This window comes from Proteus sp. PR00208 (genome assembly GCF_016238545.1).
GTDB lineage: Bacteria > Pseudomonadota > Gammaproteobacteria > Enterobacterales > Enterobacteriaceae > Proteus.
Genome location: NZ_JAEHQE010000017.1, coordinates 1 through 21,396, shown reverse-complemented (window position 1 = coordinate 21,396; position 21,396 = coordinate 1). Strand labels below are relative to the sequence as shown.

Genomic DNA, 21,396 nt, shown 5'->3' with positions numbered 1-21,396 from the left:
CCATGTATGGTGTTTATGTTAAACCAGATATAGGCAACGAATATTATTTAGATGCTGATGATAATCAGGTTATGGGGTATTTAGGTTCAGCAAAAATAGGGTGGTACAATAACCATTTCTACCCAATAAATGAAGGGTGGAATACAATGAAGCACAATATTCCTGAATATGGAAAGTACAATATTATTATTATCCCAAGAGTGGTATCTCGGACATACAAAATACCCGGTTCCTATTATTGGTTCTCATCAAATGTAACAGCGTATAATATATCCGGTGATAATTTTAATTTTTATGTTGATGAAAGGCCAGCCGGATCGCGAGTAGATTCAGAAGATGACGAAAGAGACCCAGAATTCATGTTTGATTTTTATGGTTACCCAAAATCAAATAGTGAATCATACGGAATACGTCTACATGGAATGAATGGTATTAGTGAATTAACGCCCTCAATGCGAGGGTATTGTGTATTTGCTGACATCGTACAAATAAATGCAGGTAAAAATAATGGCTGGAGAATGCCATCAAATATTACTGATGAAATGAATCCCATTATTTTCGTGCGACCGAAAAATTCAGGTACTGTCTTCTCATATAATAAAGCAAGGGGTTTAGTTGTTAGTGGTTCATGTGAAATGTATGTTGTTATATTTTGCACTAACTTTACTTTAACTCCTCCAAAATATGGCATTGTGATTTATAACGATAAAAAAGAAATTACATTTTCATCTAACTACAAACCCATGAAGCTCGGAGAGACAACGCGATTTAGTAATCGAAATGGAGCTTCGTTTTCTAAACTCAAAAAACCAATGATTATTCCAGATGCACAATTCGTTAACTGGAGAATACAGGGAAGCAATAGAGATGATGTTATCTATATGCGGACAGGATTTGGTTTTAGAAATGACGGGAATAATGTCTATTGGGATGACATATACAGTATCAGATCCGAGTACGGTGGGCCATGGGGAGCTGATGGGGGTAATGCGTTTAAAATAGAATTTGATATATACGGCATAGAACTCAGCGACTACTTCAATATTTAATTAACTCTTCATTTATACCTCTAGGAAAACATATCCATGATATACACAACAGGCACTGTTAACACAGTGTCAGGGTCTGCTATTGTCAAAGGCACTGGCACTAAATTTAAAAATAATAATCCCGCCATTAATATCGGAATGACGATTTTAATTAAATCAGGAAATACGAATATTCCGTACATGATTAAATCCGTTAATTCCGATACTGAATTAGTATTAGCACAATCCGCATTAGTAACAGCAACTAACACCACATTCTCAATTCATATTACTGAGCCAGATAATAATAGTGATGCAGCAAGAACAATGGTCGCTATTAATAGTTATGTTGAGTATTTCCTTGATGCAATGAATACATGGATGACTCAAACGGGCCAGACAAAAATTGAAATGCCGAATGGTGAAATTGTCACTCTCGATAGTATTAAAAAAATGCAGGGGGATATTAGTGGAAAGTTGGATAAAATAGGCGGTGTAATTACTGGTAATTTAACAACATCGGCTAATTTAACACTAGCTAACACTGGGGCTGATAAAACAGTATTGAAGAGAAATAAAGACCAAGCGTCTTGGTTAGCATTTTTATCTGATAGTGGGGTTATTCGCTGGCGAGCAGGAATGAGCACAGAAGGTGATAATGATAAATTTAAAATAGCGGGCTGGTCTAGTGGTGGTGGTAGTTATGTTAATGCGTTGGATATTAGCTACGGAGGCTCTATTGTTTTAACTGAATCAGCATGCGTAATAAATGGTAAACCAGTGATGAGGAGTGGTGATTATGGCTTAGGCACTTTCAATGGATATATAAAAGATAGTGAAATCGCAAATCCACATGTTACTAAATTTTTTTCAATTTCAGGGGGTAGTGAAACTCTAGGGTGGGGATACGGTATACATATAGCCGATCCGCAGTATGGTTGTGGAATATTTTACAACCCAACTCTAAAGGCAATAAAAACATTCAGAACTCAAAATGGCATGGCTATTAGGGATATAGAAACTGTACTTTCTACATCAAATACAACAACAGATCCACAAGGGTTCATCAAAAAAGCTTCTCCAATCGTTAACATCAACTCCGATGGCGCATTTACAACTAACGACGAATCAGAAGGCTCTACGGTTACTCGAGTAGCTCAGGGTGAATATCTCATTGAAGGTGTGCTAGGTTTTAATTCAGACGCAGGATGGGGCGGTGTTGACGGCGGTATTGAAATTCCTCTCGATGTTAATAAACAACCGTTAATTTGGGTTAACTCTAAAGTTAACAAAGACGGTTCGATTCTCGTTAAAACGTATCACCGTACTCACCCTAGTGCGCTTGAGTTTGCCCGTAATGATATTGACGGTTTCAATAACGGGGATCCAATTGATATTCCAGCCGGTCGCTTTATTTCCGTTCGTGTGCAGATGCCTGAGCAATCCATCTATAACGTGAGAATGCGTGAGATGGAAGAAGCGCAGAAAGTGGAAGAGGAACGTAGACAAAAAGAAGAGGAAGTTTAATATAATAATTAGAGTGCTACACTAAAATATTATCATGTATAAGTTAGGTGTTTTATGAAGATTAGAGAAAATGATTTTTGGGTTTATTTTTCATCTAAAAATGAAAGTAATAACACAAATAACGACAAAATTGGTAAGTGGATGTATTTTTTTAATGATGCGGAATTCACAGATAAAATATGTCAAAAAGCAATTTTAAATAGTGTAGTCGAGCATTGTAAATATACGAATAATGCTGAATCTGGAGTTGCGTGTTTTTACTTAAATATTGATGACATTGAAGGGCATAAAAAAGTTATTAAGTTTTTTTTAGATAATAAATTAATTCCTATAAATAAATCAGGTAAATTTAAGAATATATCATTCAAATTAGACATGCAGACAATGAATCGGGAATATGGAGACAAGTTTGAAGGTAAGTTGTCATTAGAGCATTTTATTGATTTGAGTTCTGGTATTTTTAAGTGATATAAAATCAGGACACCAATAGCGCACCAGAAATTGATAACTGATTGATTATATAACTCGGTCGGTTCCATCGAGCATCGGCGCAACAGAGAAACGGTTCAAATTATATGTATTTGAATGGCTATTAACACGATGATTTTCTGTTGGTTTATTGAGTTCTGTATTTTCTGACATGCTGTAATTCTTTCGTCTATTTAGGCGTTGCTACCCTTATTTTTTTGTGAGGGTAGAAAATGAGGGCGCATTATAGCATAGAGAATAACTAACGCATGGTGGATCTGTGTTTTAATGAACTCAAGAAGAGTCGTCAGAAACAACAAAATAGGAACTTATATGCCAACAGAAAAAAGAGCATTGCCTTATTTTAAATTAAATATCATCCTGAACCGATAAAAACAGGAGCTTTTATCACAGATGATACCGTTATATGTGATTGTTGTGGAAAACTACGCCTACATATTGATTTTAGTTAATGAACATCATTCAAATAATATTAAGTCTATTTTTTAGAACATAGACTTGATATTTATTTTTATAAAATAGCCTATTTATATTATCTCTATTAAAAATGGAAATAGTCACTGCTCAAGGTTTTACGCTATAAAGCGAAAAAATAAAAAGAGGAGCATTGAATATGAACATTAAAAGAAAGATCCTTATAAAATTAAATAATCTTGATTATGATAATAAAAAACTGTCATTTTCTACTTCCCATGAAATGCATCATTCCCTTTTAACTAATATACCTTTAGTTCCGGTAATATCATCTGTTCATCAATTACCACCCAAAAATTATATAGATTCTATTACAATAAACTTTAATGATCTAAATAAATATTATTACCTTAATTTACCAGAGAATAATCATTATTCTTTAGATGAAGTGATTAAAATATTACAACAACACCCTGATATTGAATATGTACAAACGGTACCGATACAACCTATTGAACCTCCTAATATTACGCCTGATTTTACTCAATATCAGCAATACTTAAATACGCCAGAAAAAACAGTGAATATTAATAAAATTAAAGGATTAGGGATTTGTGAAGCATGGAAGCAAGAAGCATATGGGCAAGGAATACAAGTCGCTGATATTGAATGGGATTTCAATCTTTCTCATCATGATTTATCAACGGATAATATTACGTCGTTATTACCATTTAATGAAAAAACCAGTCAGGCAGATCATGGTACAGCGGTTGCGGGATTAATAATGGGAAAAAATGATGGTAAAGGGATCACTGGACTCGCTTATAAATTAGATATGTTTTATGCCATCTCTGAATTAACTTGTGGGCGTATTGATGCGATTATTGCGAGTAAACGCATATTACATGCTGGTGATATTGTTTTATATGAAATGCAGACAATTTGTGAACATCAAGCTTATGTACCTGCGGATTATGAAATGCATATTTGGGAAGCGACTCGCGCATTAACAGATGCTGGGATCATTGTGATTATGGCAGCAGGTAATGGGGGCGTAGATCTGGATTTACCTGCTTATGAAAGTTACCGACAACGCCATGATAATAACTCAATACGTGTTGGTGCAGGTTCGCCTTATACATTAAATCGATTACCTTTCTCAACGCATGGTTCACCTATTCATGTACAAGCGTGGGGAGAGGATGTTGCAACAGCGGGTTATGGTGATCTGTTTCGAAGTGATGATAACCATACTTATACCGCTAATTTTAGTGGAACATCGTCAGCCAGTGCTTTAGTTGCGGGAGCCGCTGCTGTGATCCAATCTTGGTATAAAGACCGTACAAACAGTGTGTTAACGCCGATACAAATGCGTGACTTATTAATTAGAACAGGCACTTTTCCACTGTTAAATGACAAAATCGGCCCTTTACCAAATGTGAACAACGCAATTTTGTATTTAAAAAAATTAATAAAACGTCATTAAGTACAATAGTATTAATTCCCTTAACACCTCCTAAATATTAGGAGGTGTTATTTAAATTTCATCTATATGATATATAAAGTTTTTATCATCATAATAAGATGAAAATATAAAAAGAAGCGTAATTTAATAAACTTTTCTTGTATAAACAACGACCATAAAATAGCGTTGCAAATAAACGAGCTAATAAGTTTTTATAGGAAAATAAGGCGATTAGACAACTTCTAAGAGAAAATTTATTTAATTATAAACTTAATCGATTTTTACGATTTATATAAATTAATAGCATTATGATTTTATTGTGTTTTTAGCATAAACCCTAAAGGGCATGGTTTATGATGAAAAACTTAAATATGAATAGTTTTTCATTGTTTATGCACCTTTTTGCTTTCAATTTCACGTCACTGCGTTTATCATTTTCCGCTTGTACTATACATACGGCGTCGCTGGTTTTGGGCTTCTGTGGAGCATAATGCTCCGGCAGCTCACACAGTCTTTTCCAGTGGCGGTTCTATCTGCATTATTCTTCGGGATAGAGTATTACCTTAAATGACTGAGAAAACATCTCTGACACCAGTTGTCGAATTAAAATCCTTAAGTAAAGGTTTCGACGGAAAACAAATTATTTCCCGCCTCGATCTCACTATCAACCATGGCGAGTTTTTAACCATCCTCGGTCCTTCGGGCTGTGGTAAGACGACGGTTTTGCGTTTAATCGCGGGTTTAGAAGACGTTGACGATGGGCAAATTATCCTTGATGGACAAGATATTACGGATATCCCAGCGGAACAACGTTTTGTAAATACGGTTTTTCAAAGTTACGCGCTTTTCCCACATATGACTGTTTTTGAAAACGTCGCATTTGGTCTTCGCATGCAGAAAACACCTGCTGATGAGATTAATATTCGCGTTGAAGAAGCATTGCGTATGGTGCAACTTGAAGATTTCGCACAACGTCGCCCAGCACACCTTTCTGGTGGACAACAACAACGTGTTGCGATTGCGCGCGCTGTTGTGAATAAACCAAAGGTCTTATTGCTTGATGAATCATTATCTGCACTGGATTACAAATTACGTAAACAGATGCAAAATGAATTAAAAGCCTTACAACGTAAATTAGGGATCACCTTTATTTTCGTGACTCATGACCAAGAAGAAGCGCTGACCATGTCAGACCGGATCGTGGTGATGCGTGAAGGGCGTATTGAGCAAGATGGTACTCCGCGTGAAATTTATGAAGAGCCAACAAATCTGTTTGTTGCGCAATTTATAGGTGAAATTAATATCTTTGATGCGCGTGTGCTCCATCGTATTGATGAAACACGTATTCGTGCTGATGTTGAAGGTCATGAATGTGATATTTATACCACATTACCTGTGACACAAAATCAGCAACTCAAAGTATTACTTCGACCTGAAGATCTCCGTGTTGAAGAAATTCACGATCTTGAAAACCTTCCTGGGTTAATTGGTTATGTTCGTGAACGTAACTATAAAGGCATGACGCTAGATTCTGTTGTTGAAATGGAAAATGGCAAGGTGGTGATGGTCAGTGAATTCTTTAATGAAGATGATCCAGATGTTGATCACTCGTTAGACCAAAAAATTGCAGTAACTTGGGTTGAAAGCTGGGAGGTCGTACTGGCAGATGAAGAAAACACGTAAACTATTTCAAAACATCGTTATTACTGGTGTTGTGGGTTGGTTGATGCTGTTCGTCTTCTTGCCGAATATCATGATCATTGCGACCAGTTTTTTAACGCGTAATGATGCCAACCTTGTCGAGATGGTCTTTACACTCGATAACTACTATCGCTTATTTGATCCGATGTATGCAGAAGTGTTACTGCATTCTATTAATATGGCGGTAGTCGCAACATTAGCTTGTTTATTATTAGGTTATCCCTTTGCTTATTTCCTCGCAAAAATGCCTAAGAAAATACAGCCATTAATGTTGTTTTTATTGATTGTACCTTTTTGGACAAACTCGCTTATTCGTATTTATGGATTAAAAATATTCCTAAGTACGAAAGGTTATTTTAACGAATTCCTGTTGTGGATTGGACTTATTGATAAGCCACTCAGAATTATTTATACCCCAGAAGCCGTTGTGCTGGGACTGGTTTATATTTTATTACCTTTCATGGTATTACCGTTATATTCCAGCATTGAAAAGTTAGATAAACCTTGTTTAGAAGCAGCGCGCGATTTAGGTGCTAATAAATTTCAAACCTTTATTCGTATTATTATTCCATTAACAATGCCGGGCATTATTGCGGGTTGTTTACTCGTGATGTTACCTGCGATGGGCTTATTCTTTGTTGCTGATTTAATGGGTGGTGCGAAAAACTTATTAATTGGTAACGTAATTAAGAGCCAATTCTTAAATATTCGTGACTGGCCTTTCGGTGCAGCCACAAGTATTTGTTTAACATTGGTGATGGGATTAATGCTGTTTGTGTATTACCGAGCCGTGAAGCTACTGCATAAGAAGGTAGAAATAGAATGATAGGACGGTTATTGCGTGGTGGATTTATGTCCATTATTTACGCGTATCTTTATATCCCGATCATCATTCTGATAGTTAACTCTTTTAACTCATCACGTTTCGGGATCAACTGGAAAGGCTTTACCACAGATTGGTACGCCATTTTATTTAATAATGACAGTCTGCTTCAAGCGGCAGGACATTCATTAACAATGGCGGTCACCTCTGCGACATTCGCCACATTAATCGGCTCATTAGCGGCGGTTGCACTTTATCGCTACCGTTTTCGTGGCAAAAAATTTGTCGGTGGTATGTTGTTTGTCGTCATGATGTCGCCGGATATTGTGATGGCGATTTCGTTACTTGTACTGTTTATGATCCTAGGTGTTTCATTAGGATTTTGGTCGCTTCTATTTTCACATATTACATTTTGCCTGCCTTTTGTTGTGGTGACTGTGTATTCACGATTAAGTGGGTTTGATGTAAAAATGCTGGAAGCTGCTAAAGATTTAGGGGCAGGTGAATTTACTATTTTACGTAAAATCATTATGCCTCTGGCAATGCCAGCAGTAGCTTCAGGTTGGTTATTAAGCTTTACGTTATCTATGGATGACGTTGTCGTTTCCTCTTTTGTGACAGGGCCAAGCTATGAAATTTTACCACTGAAAATTTACTCAATGGTAAAAGTGGGCGTTTCGCCAGAAGTGAATGCGCTTGCAACCATCCTTTTAGGTCTATCTTTAGTATTAGTATTAATTAGTCAGTTGATCTTAAGAGACAGAACTGGCAAAGCGTAAACATGCATTAGTGCGAGTTTCTCGTACTTTTTGGGGTCTTGAAGACCAATCTGTTGGAGGTAGGCTCGCTGCCTATTTGATATTAACGCATCAACCACTGAAGGAAACATAAATGAAAAAGTGGTCCTCAGTACTTGCTGCCAGCGTAATGGCATTAAGTATCGGCACAGCATCGGCTGATGATGGTAAGACATTATATTTCTACAACTGGACGGAGTATGTGCCGCCTGGTCTGCTTGAACAGTTTACGAAAGAAACTGGGATTAAGGTGATTTATTCCACCTATGAATCCAATGAAAGCATGTATACCAAGTTAAAGACCTATAAAGAAGGTGCTTATGACTTGGTGGTTCCTTCTACTTATTTTATTTCTAAAATGAGTCATGAAGGTATGCTACAAAAAATCGATAAATCAAAATTAACCAATTTTGATAATCTCGATCCTAGCCTCTTACATAAATCATTCGATCCAGAAAACGATTACTCCATTCCTTACATTTGGGGTGCGACCGCTATTGGTATTAATAGCGATGAAGTTGATGTGAGTAGCATTACTTCATGGGCAGATTTATGGAAACCTGAATATAAAGATAGCCTGTTATTAACCGATGATGCCCGTGAAGTTTTCCAAATGGCATTATTAAAATTAGGCTATTCGGGTAATACAACCGATCCTAAAGAGATTGAAGAAGCCTATAAAGAGCTACAAAAGCTGATGCCAAACGTATTGGCCTTTAATTCAGATAATCCTGCTAACCCTTATATGCAAGGGGAAGTTAATTTAGGAATGATTTGGAATGGCTCTGCATTTATTGCTCGCGATGCTGGTGCACCTATTGAAATGGTGTGGCCAAAAGAGGGGGGTATTTTCTGGATGGATAGCTTAGCTATTCCTGCTAATGCCAAAAATGTCGAAGGTGCGCATAAACTTATCGACTTCTTATTACGCCCAGAAATCGCAGCAAAAGTGGCTGAAAACATTGGTTACCCAACACCTAATCTCGCTGCGCAAAAGCTACTGCCAAATGTGATCACTAAAGATAATTCTCTTTATCCAACAGAAGAGATTATCAATAAAGGCGAATGGCAAAATGATGTGGGTGATGCGACAGTGTTGTATGAAAGCTATTATCAAAAATTAAAAGCGGGACGCTAATCGCATCTTATTTGCTAAAAAGTCACCTTTATAAAGGTGGCTTTTTTTATGTCGAAAAAGGCATAAGGTTTCCATTAAGTTAACAATAAAAATAAATGAGAGAGGTTGTGTAAGCCAAAGATAATTAAAGAAAATAAGCGTGACTTGTATTATTTTTTTATACAACATTCAGCAACAAGTCGACTATTTTTTTCTTGCGTTTTGCGTTGTTGTTCAATATTAATTAAATAATTGCTCTGTAGAAAATAACTAATATGAACATCAAATTTTTCAGAAATCAGATAAATAAATTCAATACTTATCCTATTTGTTCCCCGTTCATAACGAGAAAGTTGTTGTTGGCTTATTCCTAACTCTTGAGCAAAAAGGGCTCCTGAGTATTTTAATTTCTTTCGTAAATGACGTATTCGTTGCCCTATACGAAAATTAATGGTTTTGCTGTTATCAATCATTTAATCAGCCTTAGAAATTCAAATCATTATTGATAAGAAAAAGTCAGACTGGCTAACCCGTTTGCTTTACCAGGTTTTAGTGTTCCAGTCGTGATATAGCGAGTTGACAGGTTTAATGTGTAGTTTTCGTTATTAGAAGTTGTTATATGAAGTAAACGTTGATTAGGTTGTCCAGTCGCGCTGATATCAGGCCCATAAACGACGGGGGTTGGATTATCATTAAAAAGAAACTGTATCCCAATACCCGAAGCATCAGAGTCTGATGTTAGTGTGAGTACATCTGTATTATTAGAATAGGTAGATTGGTCGGTCATGCTGGCATATAGGTGAACATTGGTATCACAAGTGACAGAAATGGGCTTACTTTGTGTTTTTGACGTTGAACCAATGGTTGCCATATCTCGCATTGAGATATCGCCTAATTCATAGGTGAGATTTTTCGTATTGACCGTACAACCTCTGGCTTTAATGGTGATTGTCACAGGGTTAATAGCAACGAGAGAGGTGTTATTACCTTTATGTGCACCACCATATTCAGACCAAGTATTGGCGATAACGGTATAAGGAATATTATAAATACCCGTTTCTAAGTGTTCATCTGTGACAACAAACACTACTTTGCCTTTTAATGAAATGCGGTCAACATTATGGTTAACAGTAGAGCCTGCCGCTGGATAAATAATGGCTGCACCAGAACCATTATTAACATCAATTGGCACATAAGAAACACTGTCATTGTTATCTTTTAGGCCAAAAGCATAGCCAATACCTTTGACTCCGGGTAGTGAATAAATTGGGTAACGATCTCCCCCTTCGTAATAGTAAATACCACTAATTTTTGAGCCTAACGCATTGGCATACAGTGTTTCTACCCAACATTTTTGTAAGAACTGATTTTCACATTTAAAGCCATTAAAAACGGAAGTTTCACCTATCCACGTTGAGGTTATGGGAGTGCCTGTGGGTGTACCATCCGCTGCGCCATCAAAATTCATTGGCGGCGGTGAAACTACAAGAGGATCTGCCACCGCCCATGCCATTTCTGTGGGAAGACAAACAAGGGAAACCAGTAATGTAAGGGGGAATAAAATACGTTTCATTATTGGTACTCCAATAAAAATGTGGTGGTTGCATTGGCTTGTCCTGCACTGACTGGCACTTGAGTGGCGACATAGCGAGCGTAAAATTGCAGGGTATTATCTTGATTAGGTAACAGGGGATAAGATTGGCTTTTATCATTAACTGCGATTGATGTTCTATTTTTATCCATAATTGAAATAGCGACACCTTTTGCGCCATTATCATTAATCGCCAGTAATGTATTATCAGAGAGATCACCCGTACCGTTAAAACTGACTTTCACCGCACTGGCCTCTGGCTGACAGTCCACTAATTTGATACTAAAAGGAATAACTGGTGTTCGTTGTTGGCTCATCGCCGTTGATGTGAAGTCTTTCGTCGCAATGTCGCCAAGTTTCACTGTAATATTTTCTGAGTTTGTCTCAACGGTGCAGGTGTTGCCTGTCACTCGTGCATGAATTTGCACTAAAGTGTCATAGGCATATCCTTTAGTCATAAAAAGGAGTGATAGAGCCAAAATAAGCGTGAGTTTATGCATTATTGGCACTCCTGTGTCATTTTTACAAAAGGTTCATCTTGTTGATTTTCAGGTAATTTATAATTTACTTGGCACTGTTCAGACGCACGACTTCCCCAACGAATATCTAATACGCCTGATTCAGGGACACCAGAAAGGTAAAGTAAGCCATCATCACCAATAATGCCGGATAGGTGATTTTGCTTGTCGGATGCTATGGCACCAAAAGGAAGTGGGCGCCCTTGTCGCTGCAGTGTTAGGAGTAGACGATATCCTGTTTTAGCATCAAAATTGACTTTGATAACAGCGCCTTGGGTCGGAATAGCTTGCTGAATATTCTGTTCAATTTCGACATTATCAGGAAGTGCTGTGGTATCAAGCGCGACTTTATTTTGGCGATAAGCGGTTGCATAAGGAATAACGGCAAATCCACGCCAGTCGGTATAAATCCCCGTTGCATTATCGATGGGAACGTCTGCGGTTTTGCGAGCATCAACAAGAATGGTATTTGAGCTTAAAGGCTGGCTTAACGTTAAACCTTCGCTGTGAAGTAACATCCCCCCAGCAACGCTATAATTCAGTTGTTGAGCCTCTTTGTTATAGTTATAACCCACATTAAGGTTGCCATAGCGACTTTGATAACCTAATGCTGCGTTACCCGTATAACTTCCGCCTTGATTACTATAGCCTTGCTGAACACTGTAATTGAGCGTGTTATCTTCAAATAATGTGCCTGCTACACCGGCATTATGTGCTGAATAACCATTATCATTATGACTATAGTTATAAGTGAGATAAGCACTATTTACGGATTGATAGCTTGAAGGCATTAATAATTGCAATGGAATCGAAATACCCAAAGAGAGTGTTTGATCGCGCTGACCGCTATTCATCATGCGGTTGTATCCATAAATAATATTGTAAGAGAGGCCTTTTACATTGCCGTTATAACCAGCTTGAAACAGAACATTTTTTTCATTGGTTTCCCAATAATTTTGCCAATTGGTTGTCATGAAAACAGAACCATAATCTCCAAGTTGCTGTGATAAATTCACTTGAAGACTGCCTTTTTTTCTATTGTGTAAATTAAAATAGCGTAATGGTTCTTCTTTATTATTTTCATAGAGATAGCCTGACATTCGAGTATTAAGTGTTTCATCTAGCGTATAAAAACCCGAAGTGGAATAGCGATATCCTAATAATTGAAAATTTGTTCCAAATTGGTTTAATGATTTGGCATAGAGAAAGCGCAGGGAGTACCCTTCAGAAGTGGAATTATCAGGTAATTTACTATGGGCAAAGGTGATATCCGTTGAGAATGCACCTAAAGTTCCCATATTCCGACCTACACCTAGCGCATAAGATTGATAATCAGAGGTAATTAATGCACCACCGTAAGCGGTACTGTCATAAGGAAGACCATAAATAAGATGACCTTGGATAAAGCGAGGCTTTTTATTTTGGCTATCTTGGCGAACTTCACCCGCTTGAATAACAAACTTTTTTTGACCTTCTCGTTGTAAAATAGGTACAGCAGAATAAGGCACAATATAGTCGTGTTTACTTCCATCGTTCTCTTCAACCGAGACATATAAATCGCCACTATTTGAAGTGGGATAAAGATCGCGAATTTCAAATGCACCAGGAGAGACAAAAGTCTGATAAATAACATAGCCATTTTGTCGAATAACAACTTTGGCATTGCCACTTGCAATACCTCTCACAACAGGTGCAAATCCTCGTTGGCTATCTGGCAACATGGTGTCATCACTTTCTAAAGAAACACCTCGGAAATTAACGCTGTCGAATAATGTTGATGAGGTATAACTATCGCCAACTTTTAACTGACTTCTTAATGACACAATATTTCGTTGAAGATAGGTATTGATGTGATCCCATTGATGCTTTCCATTTGATGAATTCCATGTGGAATAATCTCTCAATCGCCAAGCGCCAATATTGATCCCGCTACGTAGATTAAGGTAATAGCTATTATTATGAGAATTTCCCCAATTATTGGCACCACTAAAACTGTAATTTAATAAACCTGCGGTAATTCCGTTATCCCATTTTTCCGGTGGAATATAACCTCGTGCTTGGAGATTTAATGCGGCTTGAGGTACTTGAATTTTTAATGCTTGTTTTTCAATATCATAATTAACGCTGGTATTAGGAATAGAATCCGAAATATCAATACATTCTTTTTCTGATTTTAAATCAAAGTCAGTAATTAACTTAATGTTAATCCCTAGTGACTGTAAAAAAGCTTTATTTAAACAAGGGATCACATTTTTATTATTGCTAATAAAATGAATACTTTCATTTCGTAGATATTCATTATTAAAAATAATATCCAGAGGATAATCACCGGGTTTAATACTGTTTCCTGCTTCAAAATAGCTTAAATCAGTGACTGCTTCAGGTGAATCAGATAAAAATGCAGGATTAAATCGGTTTGCACTATATGAAGGAAATGGCAATATTAATGAAATCGTAATGATGCCAGAAAAAAGAAAACAAACTGTATTTTTATTAACCATGATTTTTAACCAACAAGCTAAAAGCAGATGTAATTGTTAATGAGTAATTTCTTTTTTTAATACTGGGGTCTGTGCGCCGTAATCATTAATTGTTTGGAATGAAATTGTATTTTCATTTCGATTTATTTTTCCCAATGTTAATTGGGATAAAGGATTGAGCATGATACTTGATGGAAGTTGACTACCTGTTACGGCTAGATTTACCATCGTAATATAATAAGGCGTTGGATTAGTGGCAATAAGTTCCCCATTTTGATAAGAAAACTTAATTTCATTAGCAAATTTTTCACTATAAGCCGGTAAAATACTTGGGCGATAAAATAATTTAATTCGACTTTGTATCGCAATTTGCATGGTATTTTCTTTCTCAAGCCCTTTTTGTAATGAAGGTATAACTTTTACATTCATCCAAAATAAACTTTCTTTATCTTTTGGTAATGATTTACCGACATACATAATTCTTAATGCATTTTCTTTATTGGCATCTAAAATATATAAAGGAGGCGTAACAATAAAATCAGTTGTTTTATTTCCATCGATATCTGAAACCCATGATTGAATGAGGAAATTATTTTCTTTATCTGAATTCGTTACTACAAGATTCGTTTGTTTAATATTAGAATTATAAACAATACGTGTTGCACCCAATGAAACACCATTAGAATAAGATAATAATGGAAAGAGAAAAACAACAAGGAATATAAGTATTTTTTTCATAATAAAGATACATTAGGTAATGAATACGGGCAATTGTATTTTTGATAGAAAAATATGCCGTCCTTGGCAATAAGATATCAATCAAAAATAATTAGCAATTAAGAGTAGGTAATCATAAAGTTTGTGGTGACGTTTGCGCTACCTGCCTTAACCGCATCTTCAGTTGAAATAAGGGAGGCGTTGTAATGTAATTGGTTTTCACCATCAATCAGTTTTTGAGTTGTAGAAGCTTGGTTTGGTGCAACAATGGCACTAGTAGAATCAGTAATTTTTAAAGCAATATTTTCTGCTGAATTAGCACCTTATAATGCAAACGCATTTGCATCACCACTTGAAGCCGTACCGTTGAAGGTAATTGCAGCATTAGCTGATACTGTAGTATCACAATTATTTAATTTGATACTAAAAGGAATACGGTTTGTTTCATCACCTTTCGCTGCGAATTCAACAACACGGAATTGACCTAAGTGAACGGTTTGGTTTGATGAGCTGCTATCAACACCACAAGCCGCATTAACGACAGAACCTTCGAAGTTAACAGAACCGCCATTTACAGTGGTGGTAGTTGCTGCTAATGCAGGTGCTGCAATAACTGCCATTGTTGAAGTAATAATGGCAGATAATAATAACTTTTTCATGCATTGTTCCTATATTTTCAATATATATCTTTGTTTTTAGCTTAATAAAATAAGCTATATTTAACCCTGCTTAATAAATGAAGAAGCAGTGATTAAAATAGGTTTGAGAAGCGTAAATAGAATTATTAATACACCTATTAAAATAAGAACGAATAGATCAAATTTCACATTAAACAGGAATAAAATTCATATTGCACTTAAGTCAAATTAGCGAAAATTATAGATGGGCTAAAAAAATTATAGAAATCGTTTAAAACGATAATTTTTGATAGGTTCGATAGTTAAAAACTACGGATATTCTATTAACTATAGGTAAAAATTAATGTTAAGAAATGGGAAAATACATAAGTTTATATAATGTATGTTAATTTTGAATTTATCTGATTGATATTTATTGTATTTTTTGCAGTCAAATAATGATTATCCAAAATAGATAAGGTGTTTATACGTATAACATTATGTTTCATAATATATATTTTATGATAAAAATATTTACATGGTGAAACAAAAATTTACACGTATTGAGGGGAAAAGAAACGAAATAGAATGTTTTTTTACAGAAATAAAAGATTTAAATTTGCTTTTTCAAAAAAAAATAGAAGTAATATTAATTCATTTTTTTTTGAAATTAGATGTCATAATTTTACAATTTATAATTCTTCTCTCTTTTTTTACAACCAAGGGGAGTGGATCAATATATTTTATTTTCAATATAAATTGTAACAAAATGTTTCATTGCTCAAGATTTCCTTTTTATTTTTGCCTATTCGTTTTTCATTTTTTGCATGATAGTAATTAAAGCAATTACATTGATTCTGTTTTAATATCGGTTCTAATGACCGGATCTTGAACTCGAAGGCAAAAAAATGATATCTAGCTCATCAAAAGGGACATTATATGGCATTGTTGCCATTCTACTTTGGAGCACCATTGTTGGCTTAATTCGTAATATTAGTGAGTATTTTGGTGCTGTAGGGGGTGCCGCACTGATTTATACCACAGGTACACTCTTTCTTATTTTGATTTTAGGTGTACCTAAGTTATCACGCTTTCCTAAACGCTATCTTTTCTGGGGAGGGCTATTATTTGTTACTTATGAAGTCTGTTTATCTTTAGCTTTGGGATTTGCAACAGACAGAACACAAGCCATAGAGCTAGGAATGGTGAATTATTTATGGCCTAGTTTTACACTAGCGCTTGCCGTAATACTTAATAAGCAGCGATTCTCTATTTTACTGATTGTCGGATTATTATGTGCATTTAGTGGATTAGTCTGGGTTGTGAGTGGCGATAATCCGCTGACAATTGACGGTTTATGGAAGAATATTCAAAGCAATCCATTAAGCTATATATTGGCGTTTTCAGGTGCCATTCTATGGGCGTTTTATAGCAATTTAACTCGCCTTATGTCTGGCGGGAATAACGGCATTGTACCTTTCTTTTTATTAACGTCACTTGCATTGTGGGGGCAATACCTATTTTCAGCACCAGTAGAGTGGATCGTGAATACAAAAAGTATCACACTACTATTAATAACGGGTGCGGCTATTGGGCTTGCAAATGCGGCTTGGACAATCGGCATGATCAGAGGCAATGTGACCTTATTAGCCACACTCTCTTATTTTACTCCCGTTATTTCTACTGCATTCTCATCAATATTATTGTCTACCGCACTCTCTTTCTCATTTTGGCAAGGCGTAATGATGGTGACTGGTGGCTCTTTAATTTGCTGGTTAGCCACTCGTCAAAAAAGGATAAAACCACTTAAAATGGCTAAATAGCACAAAAATTAGCTTCAATATAAACCAAATTGCGTATTTATTGAGAAGTGAATTTTATTCGTCTTCCAGTTAATTAATCGAAGTTGAAATTATTTCACTATGCGATAGGTGGAATATCAGCTTATCTATATTAGTTATAGACTAAAAGATCCTACTTCGATTTAGTATCTAAGTAATACGATAAGAACAAATGCAATAAAAAGGGATTGCTATGAAACTTGAGACACTTTCTATTCACGCCGGTTATTCACCTGATCCAACCACAAAAGCTGTTGCTGTGCCTATTTATCAAACGACTTCTTATGCGTTTGATGATACGCAACATGGTGCTGATCTTTTTGACTTAAAAGTGCCTGGAAATATTTATACCCGAATAATGAACCCAACCAATGACGTATTAGAAAAAAGGGTTGCGGCATTAGAAGGCGGAATTGCGTCTGTTGCTGTGGCATCAGGTATGGCGGCAATTACTTACGCTATTCAAACTATTGCCCAAGTGGGTGACAATATTGTTTCTGTCGCGAAGCTTTATGGCGGCACATATAATTTAATGGCGCATACATTTCCACGAATTGGTATTGAAGCGCGTTTTGCTCCTCATGATGATATTGCTGCACTTGAAGCGCTAATTGATGAAAATACCAAAGCGGTATTTTGCGAAACAATAACAAACCCAAGTGGGAATATTGTTGATATTAAAGCATTAGCAGATGCTGCTCATCGTCATGGTGTGCCTTTAATTGTTGATAATACGGTTGCAACACCTTATTTGTGCCGTCCTTTTGAACATGGTGCGGATATTATTATTCATTCGTTAACCAAATATATTGGTGGTCACGGTAATTCGATTGGCGGTATTGTTGTGGATTCTGGTAAATTTCCGTGGGCTGAACATAAAGATCGCTTTGAAATATTAAATACACCCGATGTTTCTTATCACGGGGTAAATTATGTTGAGCATTTTGGTGCAGCTGCTTATATAGCAAGATGTCGTGTTGCTCCTTTGCGTGGAACGGGGGCGGCACTATCGCCATTTAATGCTTTTTTAATTCTACAAGGGTTAGAAACGTTGGCGCTACGCATGGATCGCCACACTGAAAATACACAGAAAGTGGCAGAATATCTGCAAAGTCATCCTCAAGTCGCATGGGTTAAATATGCGGGCTTAACTCATCATCCTGAACATGATTTAGCGGTACGTTATATGTCAGGTAAACCTGCGGGTATTCTCTCTTTTGGGATCAAAGGGGGGGCAGAGTCTGGGGCGAAATTTATTGATGCATTGCAACTCATTGTTCGCCTTGTGAATATCGGTGATGCAAAATCATTAGCATGTCATCCAGCATCAACCACTCATCGCCAATTAAATGATGAAGAATTAGAACGTGCAGGCGTTTCACGTGATTTAATTCGTTTATCTATTGGTATTGAACATATTGACGATATTCTTGCAGATTTAGAGCAGGCATTAATGGCCAGTATTTAAATAAAAAAACACTTTATATTTTATTCTTATGAAAATCTTACCAAGCTTGGTAAGATTTTTTATTTCTATGGAATGTGAAATGGATTTATTTAAAATAAGGAATAATCATGCTAGAACCTATTGGCGAAAATAAAGTTTTACCAAAAGTATCTGAAATAAATTGTGATTGTGGATATTCTCATCCTTCTGGTGAATATCTTTTAGATATAAAAAATACTTCTGTTGAATATAAATCTTTTAAACCTGAATGTGAAATTCTGTTTGCTAGAGAGTTAAAGAAAATTAAAGAAGAAATAAATATTAATAATAGAGTTGATATGGATAATCTCATTTATGAATGCAATGATAAATATAATTGTAGTGATTTAAAGGAAAATACAGAGCTAGGGAATGGTAAAAAAAGAGAAGTAAATAAGAAAGATTATATTTTATTTGAGAATGGAGGAAATGTTATAGAAAATCAAGACAGTTACTATACATCTATGAATGGAATGAAATTACCTTATTTTATAGAGAATGTGGCAGATAAACTCAATTTCTATCAAAAAAAACTGAGGAAAATGAATTTAAATGGTATAAATAATAGTGTTTTATCTAAATTGGAAAATATAACTCTTAAAGAAATTGGTAAGCAAAGTAATAAGTTGCTTAATAATCTAAATAATTATGTTTATCCTAAAGATAAATATACCCAAGTAGATAATCAAAGGAATAAGCACAGTCAATTTTGTCAAAATACACTAATTAAAAATTCATCTCAAATTTTTCCAGCTAATGAAATATTAACGCCTTCAGAGAATAAGGCTATTTTATCTGAATATCCATTACATACGAAGGAAGAATTAAATCAATATCTAAAAATGTTGTTAAATGAAAATATTGATGTTGTCTATATTTTATCTGATAAAAATGAGATTTTTAATTATAATGATATAAAATCAATTGAAAGAAACAATGTTAATAATAATTCTTTTATGCTTGATGGGGGTAAATTTAAATATTTTAAGTATTTTGATTATTTTATGAATAATAATGATGTGGCTGTAATAGGAAATAGTTATGAAAAAAAACAAAGTGAGATGTATGATAATTATCCTATTATAAATTTTGAATTATATACTAATAATGTAAGCGATCGAGATAAAGAAAAGTATATTAAATTTGTTCATATAAATAATTGGAGAGCTGGAACATTAATGGATCCTTTTATCTTAGAAAACACGATTAAGTTTATAGAAAAAGAAAAGTTAGAGACAGACAACTATAACTTCCTTATTCATGGAACTGATGGAATGAATAGAACAAGTGAGTTCTTTGTTATAAAGGAGATAATGGATACTATAAATAATAGTGGGGAAAATAACCAATCATTAGAGGATATTATTCATCAATTAAAAGCTGATAGAAGCCCTCACATGCTTAATAGTCCTGAGATCCTTATTGAACTTGCTGCTTATGCTTTGGCTAAAGGTATTCCTTTGGTTAAATAGTAAAATAATGGGTAAAATTGACAAGTAATAAGTAAATATTTTTAATGGTTTATTGTTTGTTGATAATAGTCAAATTGTTATTATCTCAAATTTATAAATATAAAGATGAAATCAATATTTATATTTTTATTTTATATTTTCAAAAATAATATAGTTAAATAAATAAGGGAGTGTGAAGTGAACTACAATATTTATAATTAATCGACTTGAGTCTAAAAGGGATTGATTTCGATCAATAAGGAACATACCGACTGGTCGGTATCATCCTATGTATGAATACAACTGCGCATCACCGAAAAAAAGATCCTATCCGAGTTCAAGAACAATTATTGGAAGCGGCAAGTATTATTGTGGCTAATGAAGGTATAGCGTCTCTTTCTTTAAATGCCGTAGCAAAAGAAGCGGGAGTGAGTAAAGGTGGGCTACTTCATCATTTCCCCGGAAAGCTAGAGTTGGTGCACGCGGTCTTTAAACGTTTATTAGGTATTATGGATAGCCGTATTGCCGTTATTATGGACAATGATCCTATTGAAGCGGGGCGTTTTTCTCGCGCATATTTAACTTATATTTCTGATTTAAAACAGTCAGACGAAAGTCGCCAATTAGCCATATTGTCTTTAGCCATGCCAAATGAACCTATTATGCGCAAATGCTGGCGAGATTGGATGTTAGAACATTTAGCCAAAGGCGATAAATTAGATAATAGTTATTTAGGGACTTTAATTCGTTATGCTGCCGATGGTCTTTGGTTATCTGAATTAACAGAAGGCCCTACGATTTCACAAGAAGAGCGTAGTGCATTAGTTAGACGATTATCTGAAATGACATTTGACTATATGGCAAACACAGCAAATCAGTAATTTTAATCAGGATGAATGAGGGCACAATGAAATACAAAATAAATGCCTTAATTTATTACGACGCAACGGATGGCGCGATATCGTTAGAAAAAGAGAGTGTTGATACACATCTTTCTATTACCGCAAATGCGTTACTCTTTTATTTTATTCAGCACCCTGGAGTTGTTAATCGTGATGAAGTATTAAAACGGGTTTGGGATGATAACGGATTAGTTTCATCAAACAGTAATTTAAACCAATATTTGAGTTTATTACGAAAAACATTTCGTCATTATGGCATTGAAAACATTATTGTTACTATTGCAAAAGGGCGATTAGAATTTAATCCAGATATTTCAGTTGAACTGATTGATGATTCAACGTTATTACCTTCAATTCAAACGAATGAAGAAACGCCTATTTTAGTTAAAGATGAAAATCAAGTCGCTGTTGAAACAACGACACCTTTATCTG

Annotated in this window: 21 protein-coding genes; 14 read left to right on the top strand and 7 right to left on the bottom strand. The window is 35.4% G+C overall.

Translation table 11 applies throughout. The annotated features are described in order from the left end of the window. Positions 1-2: 2 nt before the first annotated feature. The 3 genes from JEP36_RS12305 to JEP36_RS12295 are packed head-to-tail and all read left to right on the top strand — an operon-like array spanning position 3 to position 3,023. Complete coding sequence (locus tag JEP36_RS12305) at positions 3-1,049, top strand: hypothetical protein (RefSeq protein WP_198630264.1); 1,047 nt, start codon at positions 3-5, stop codon at positions 1,047-1,049. Between the two features lie 36 nt (positions 1,050-1,085). After that, the gene (locus JEP36_RS12300; RefSeq protein ID WP_198630263.1) at positions 1,086-2,555 is read left to right on the top strand and encodes a phage tail fiber protein; all 1,470 of its coding nucleotides are present in this window, start codon (positions 1,086-1,088) and stop codon (positions 2,553-2,555) included. Between the two features lie 54 nt (positions 2,556-2,609). Then, on the top strand, positions 2,610-3,023 hold the full coding sequence (locus JEP36_RS12295) for a hypothetical protein (RefSeq protein ID WP_161737893.1): 414 nt from the start codon (positions 2,610-2,612) through the stop codon (positions 3,021-3,023). A gap of 48 nt (positions 3,024-3,071) precedes the next feature. Here the strand turns inward: JEP36_RS12295 and JEP36_RS17855 are convergent, their stop codons facing one another. Beyond that, positions 3,072-3,197 (bottom strand): hypothetical protein, encoded by a 126-nt coding sequence (locus tag JEP36_RS17855; RefSeq protein ID WP_269812705.1) that lies wholly within the window; start codon positions 3,195-3,197, stop codon positions 3,072-3,074. Between the two features lie 194 nt (positions 3,198-3,391). Between JEP36_RS17855 and JEP36_RS17930 the strand changes: the two genes are divergently transcribed. From JEP36_RS17930 to potD, 6 genes are all read left to right on the top strand, one after another. Continuing rightward, positions 3,392-3,496, top strand: coding sequence for a CbrC family protein (locus tag JEP36_RS17930; RefSeq protein ID WP_198630301.1), 105 nt, complete (start codon positions 3,392-3,394; stop codon positions 3,494-3,496). Positions 3,497-3,657: 161 nt separating this feature from the next. After that, positions 3,658-4,944 carry a S8 family peptidase gene (locus tag JEP36_RS12280; RefSeq protein ID WP_198626496.1) on the top strand — a complete coding sequence of 429 codons (1,287 nt, stop codon included), beginning with the start codon at positions 3,658-3,660 and terminating at the stop codon, positions 4,942-4,944. A gap of 546 nt (positions 4,945-5,490) precedes the next feature. Continuing rightward, complete coding sequence (gene potA / locus JEP36_RS12275) at positions 5,491-6,606, top strand: spermidine/putrescine ABC transporter ATP-binding protein PotA (protein WP_098941766.1); 1,116 nt, start codon at positions 5,491-5,493, stop codon at positions 6,604-6,606. After that, positions 6,590-7,450 (top strand): spermidine/putrescine ABC transporter permease PotB, encoded by an 861-nt coding sequence (gene potB, locus JEP36_RS12270; protein ID WP_109373214.1) that lies wholly within the window; start codon positions 6,590-6,592, stop codon positions 7,448-7,450. Before potA ends, potB begins: the two co-directional genes overlap by 17 nt. Next, positions 7,447-8,226: a spermidine/putrescine ABC transporter permease PotC gene (gene potC, locus JEP36_RS12265; RefSeq protein WP_036934543.1), complete on the top strand. Its 780-nt coding sequence runs from the start codon at positions 7,447-7,449 to the stop codon at positions 8,224-8,226. Before potB ends, potC begins: the two co-directional genes overlap by 4 nt. A 112-nt stretch (positions 8,227-8,338) precedes the next feature. After that, a complete protein-coding gene (gene potD, locus JEP36_RS12260) occupies positions 8,339-9,382 on the top strand; it encodes a spermidine/putrescine ABC transporter substrate-binding protein PotD (RefSeq protein WP_069366989.1) in 1,044 nt (347 codons plus the stop codon). Between the two features lie 149 nt (positions 9,383-9,531). Here the strand turns inward: potD and JEP36_RS12255 are convergent, their stop codons facing one another. From JEP36_RS12255 to JEP36_RS17785, 6 genes are all read right to left on the bottom strand, one after another. Further along, positions 9,532-9,834 carry a helix-turn-helix domain-containing protein gene (locus tag JEP36_RS12255; protein ID WP_198620608.1) on the bottom strand — a complete coding sequence of 101 codons (303 nt, stop codon included), beginning with the start codon at positions 9,832-9,834 and terminating at the stop codon, positions 9,532-9,534. Between the two features lie 26 nt (positions 9,835-9,860). Continuing rightward, complete coding sequence (locus JEP36_RS12250) at positions 9,861-10,934, bottom strand: fimbrial protein (protein WP_198630262.1); 1,074 nt, start codon at positions 10,932-10,934, stop codon at positions 9,861-9,863. Continuing rightward, positions 10,934-11,452 carry a fimbrial protein gene (locus tag JEP36_RS12245; RefSeq protein WP_109373217.1) on the bottom strand — a complete coding sequence of 173 codons (519 nt, stop codon included), beginning with the start codon at positions 11,450-11,452 and terminating at the stop codon, positions 10,934-10,936. The genes JEP36_RS12250 and JEP36_RS12245 overlap by 1 nt, the downstream gene beginning before the upstream one ends. Continuing rightward, positions 11,452-13,971, bottom strand: a complete 2,520-nt coding sequence (locus JEP36_RS12240) for a fimbria/pilus outer membrane usher protein (protein ID WP_198630261.1) — start codon at positions 13,969-13,971, stop codon at positions 11,452-11,454. The genes JEP36_RS12245 and JEP36_RS12240 overlap by 1 nt, the downstream gene beginning before the upstream one ends. A 36-nt stretch (positions 13,972-14,007) precedes the next feature. Beyond that, entirely contained in the window at positions 14,008-14,688 is a 681-nt protein-coding gene (locus tag JEP36_RS12235) for a fimbrial biogenesis chaperone (RefSeq protein WP_198620605.1), read from the bottom strand. Between the two features lie 302 nt (positions 14,689-14,990). Further along, on the bottom strand, positions 14,991-15,326 hold the full coding sequence (locus tag JEP36_RS17785; RefSeq protein WP_232805456.1) for a fimbrial protein: 336 nt from the start codon (positions 15,324-15,326) through the stop codon (positions 14,991-14,993). An 866-nt stretch (positions 15,327-16,192) separates the two neighbouring features. On the opposite strand from JEP36_RS17785, the gene yddG reads away from it, so the two are divergent. The 5 genes from yddG to JEP36_RS12205 all read left to right on the top strand — a co-directional run. Beyond that, positions 16,193-17,107, top strand: coding sequence for an aromatic amino acid DMT transporter YddG (gene yddG / locus JEP36_RS12225; protein ID WP_198620603.1), 915 nt, complete (start codon positions 16,193-16,195; stop codon positions 17,105-17,107). Between the two features lie 211 nt (positions 17,108-17,318). Beyond that, positions 17,319-18,593 carry a bifunctional O-acetylhomoserine aminocarboxypropyltransferase/cysteine synthase gene (locus JEP36_RS12220; RefSeq protein ID WP_198626490.1) on the top strand — a complete coding sequence of 425 codons (1,275 nt, stop codon included), beginning with the start codon at positions 17,319-17,321 and terminating at the stop codon, positions 18,591-18,593. Between the two features lie 107 nt (positions 18,594-18,700). Beyond that, complete coding sequence (locus JEP36_RS12215) at positions 18,701-20,083, top strand: protein-tyrosine phosphatase family protein (protein ID WP_198626489.1); 1,383 nt, start codon at positions 18,701-18,703, stop codon at positions 20,081-20,083. A 272-nt stretch (positions 20,084-20,355) separates the two neighbouring features. Then, complete coding sequence (locus JEP36_RS12210; RefSeq protein WP_198626488.1) at positions 20,356-20,943, top strand: TetR/AcrR family transcriptional regulator; 588 nt, start codon at positions 20,356-20,358, stop codon at positions 20,941-20,943. Between the two features lie 26 nt (positions 20,944-20,969). Then, on the top strand, positions 20,970-21,396 hold a 427-nt coding region (locus JEP36_RS12205; RefSeq protein ID WP_232805455.1), incomplete at its 3' end, for a winged helix-turn-helix domain-containing protein.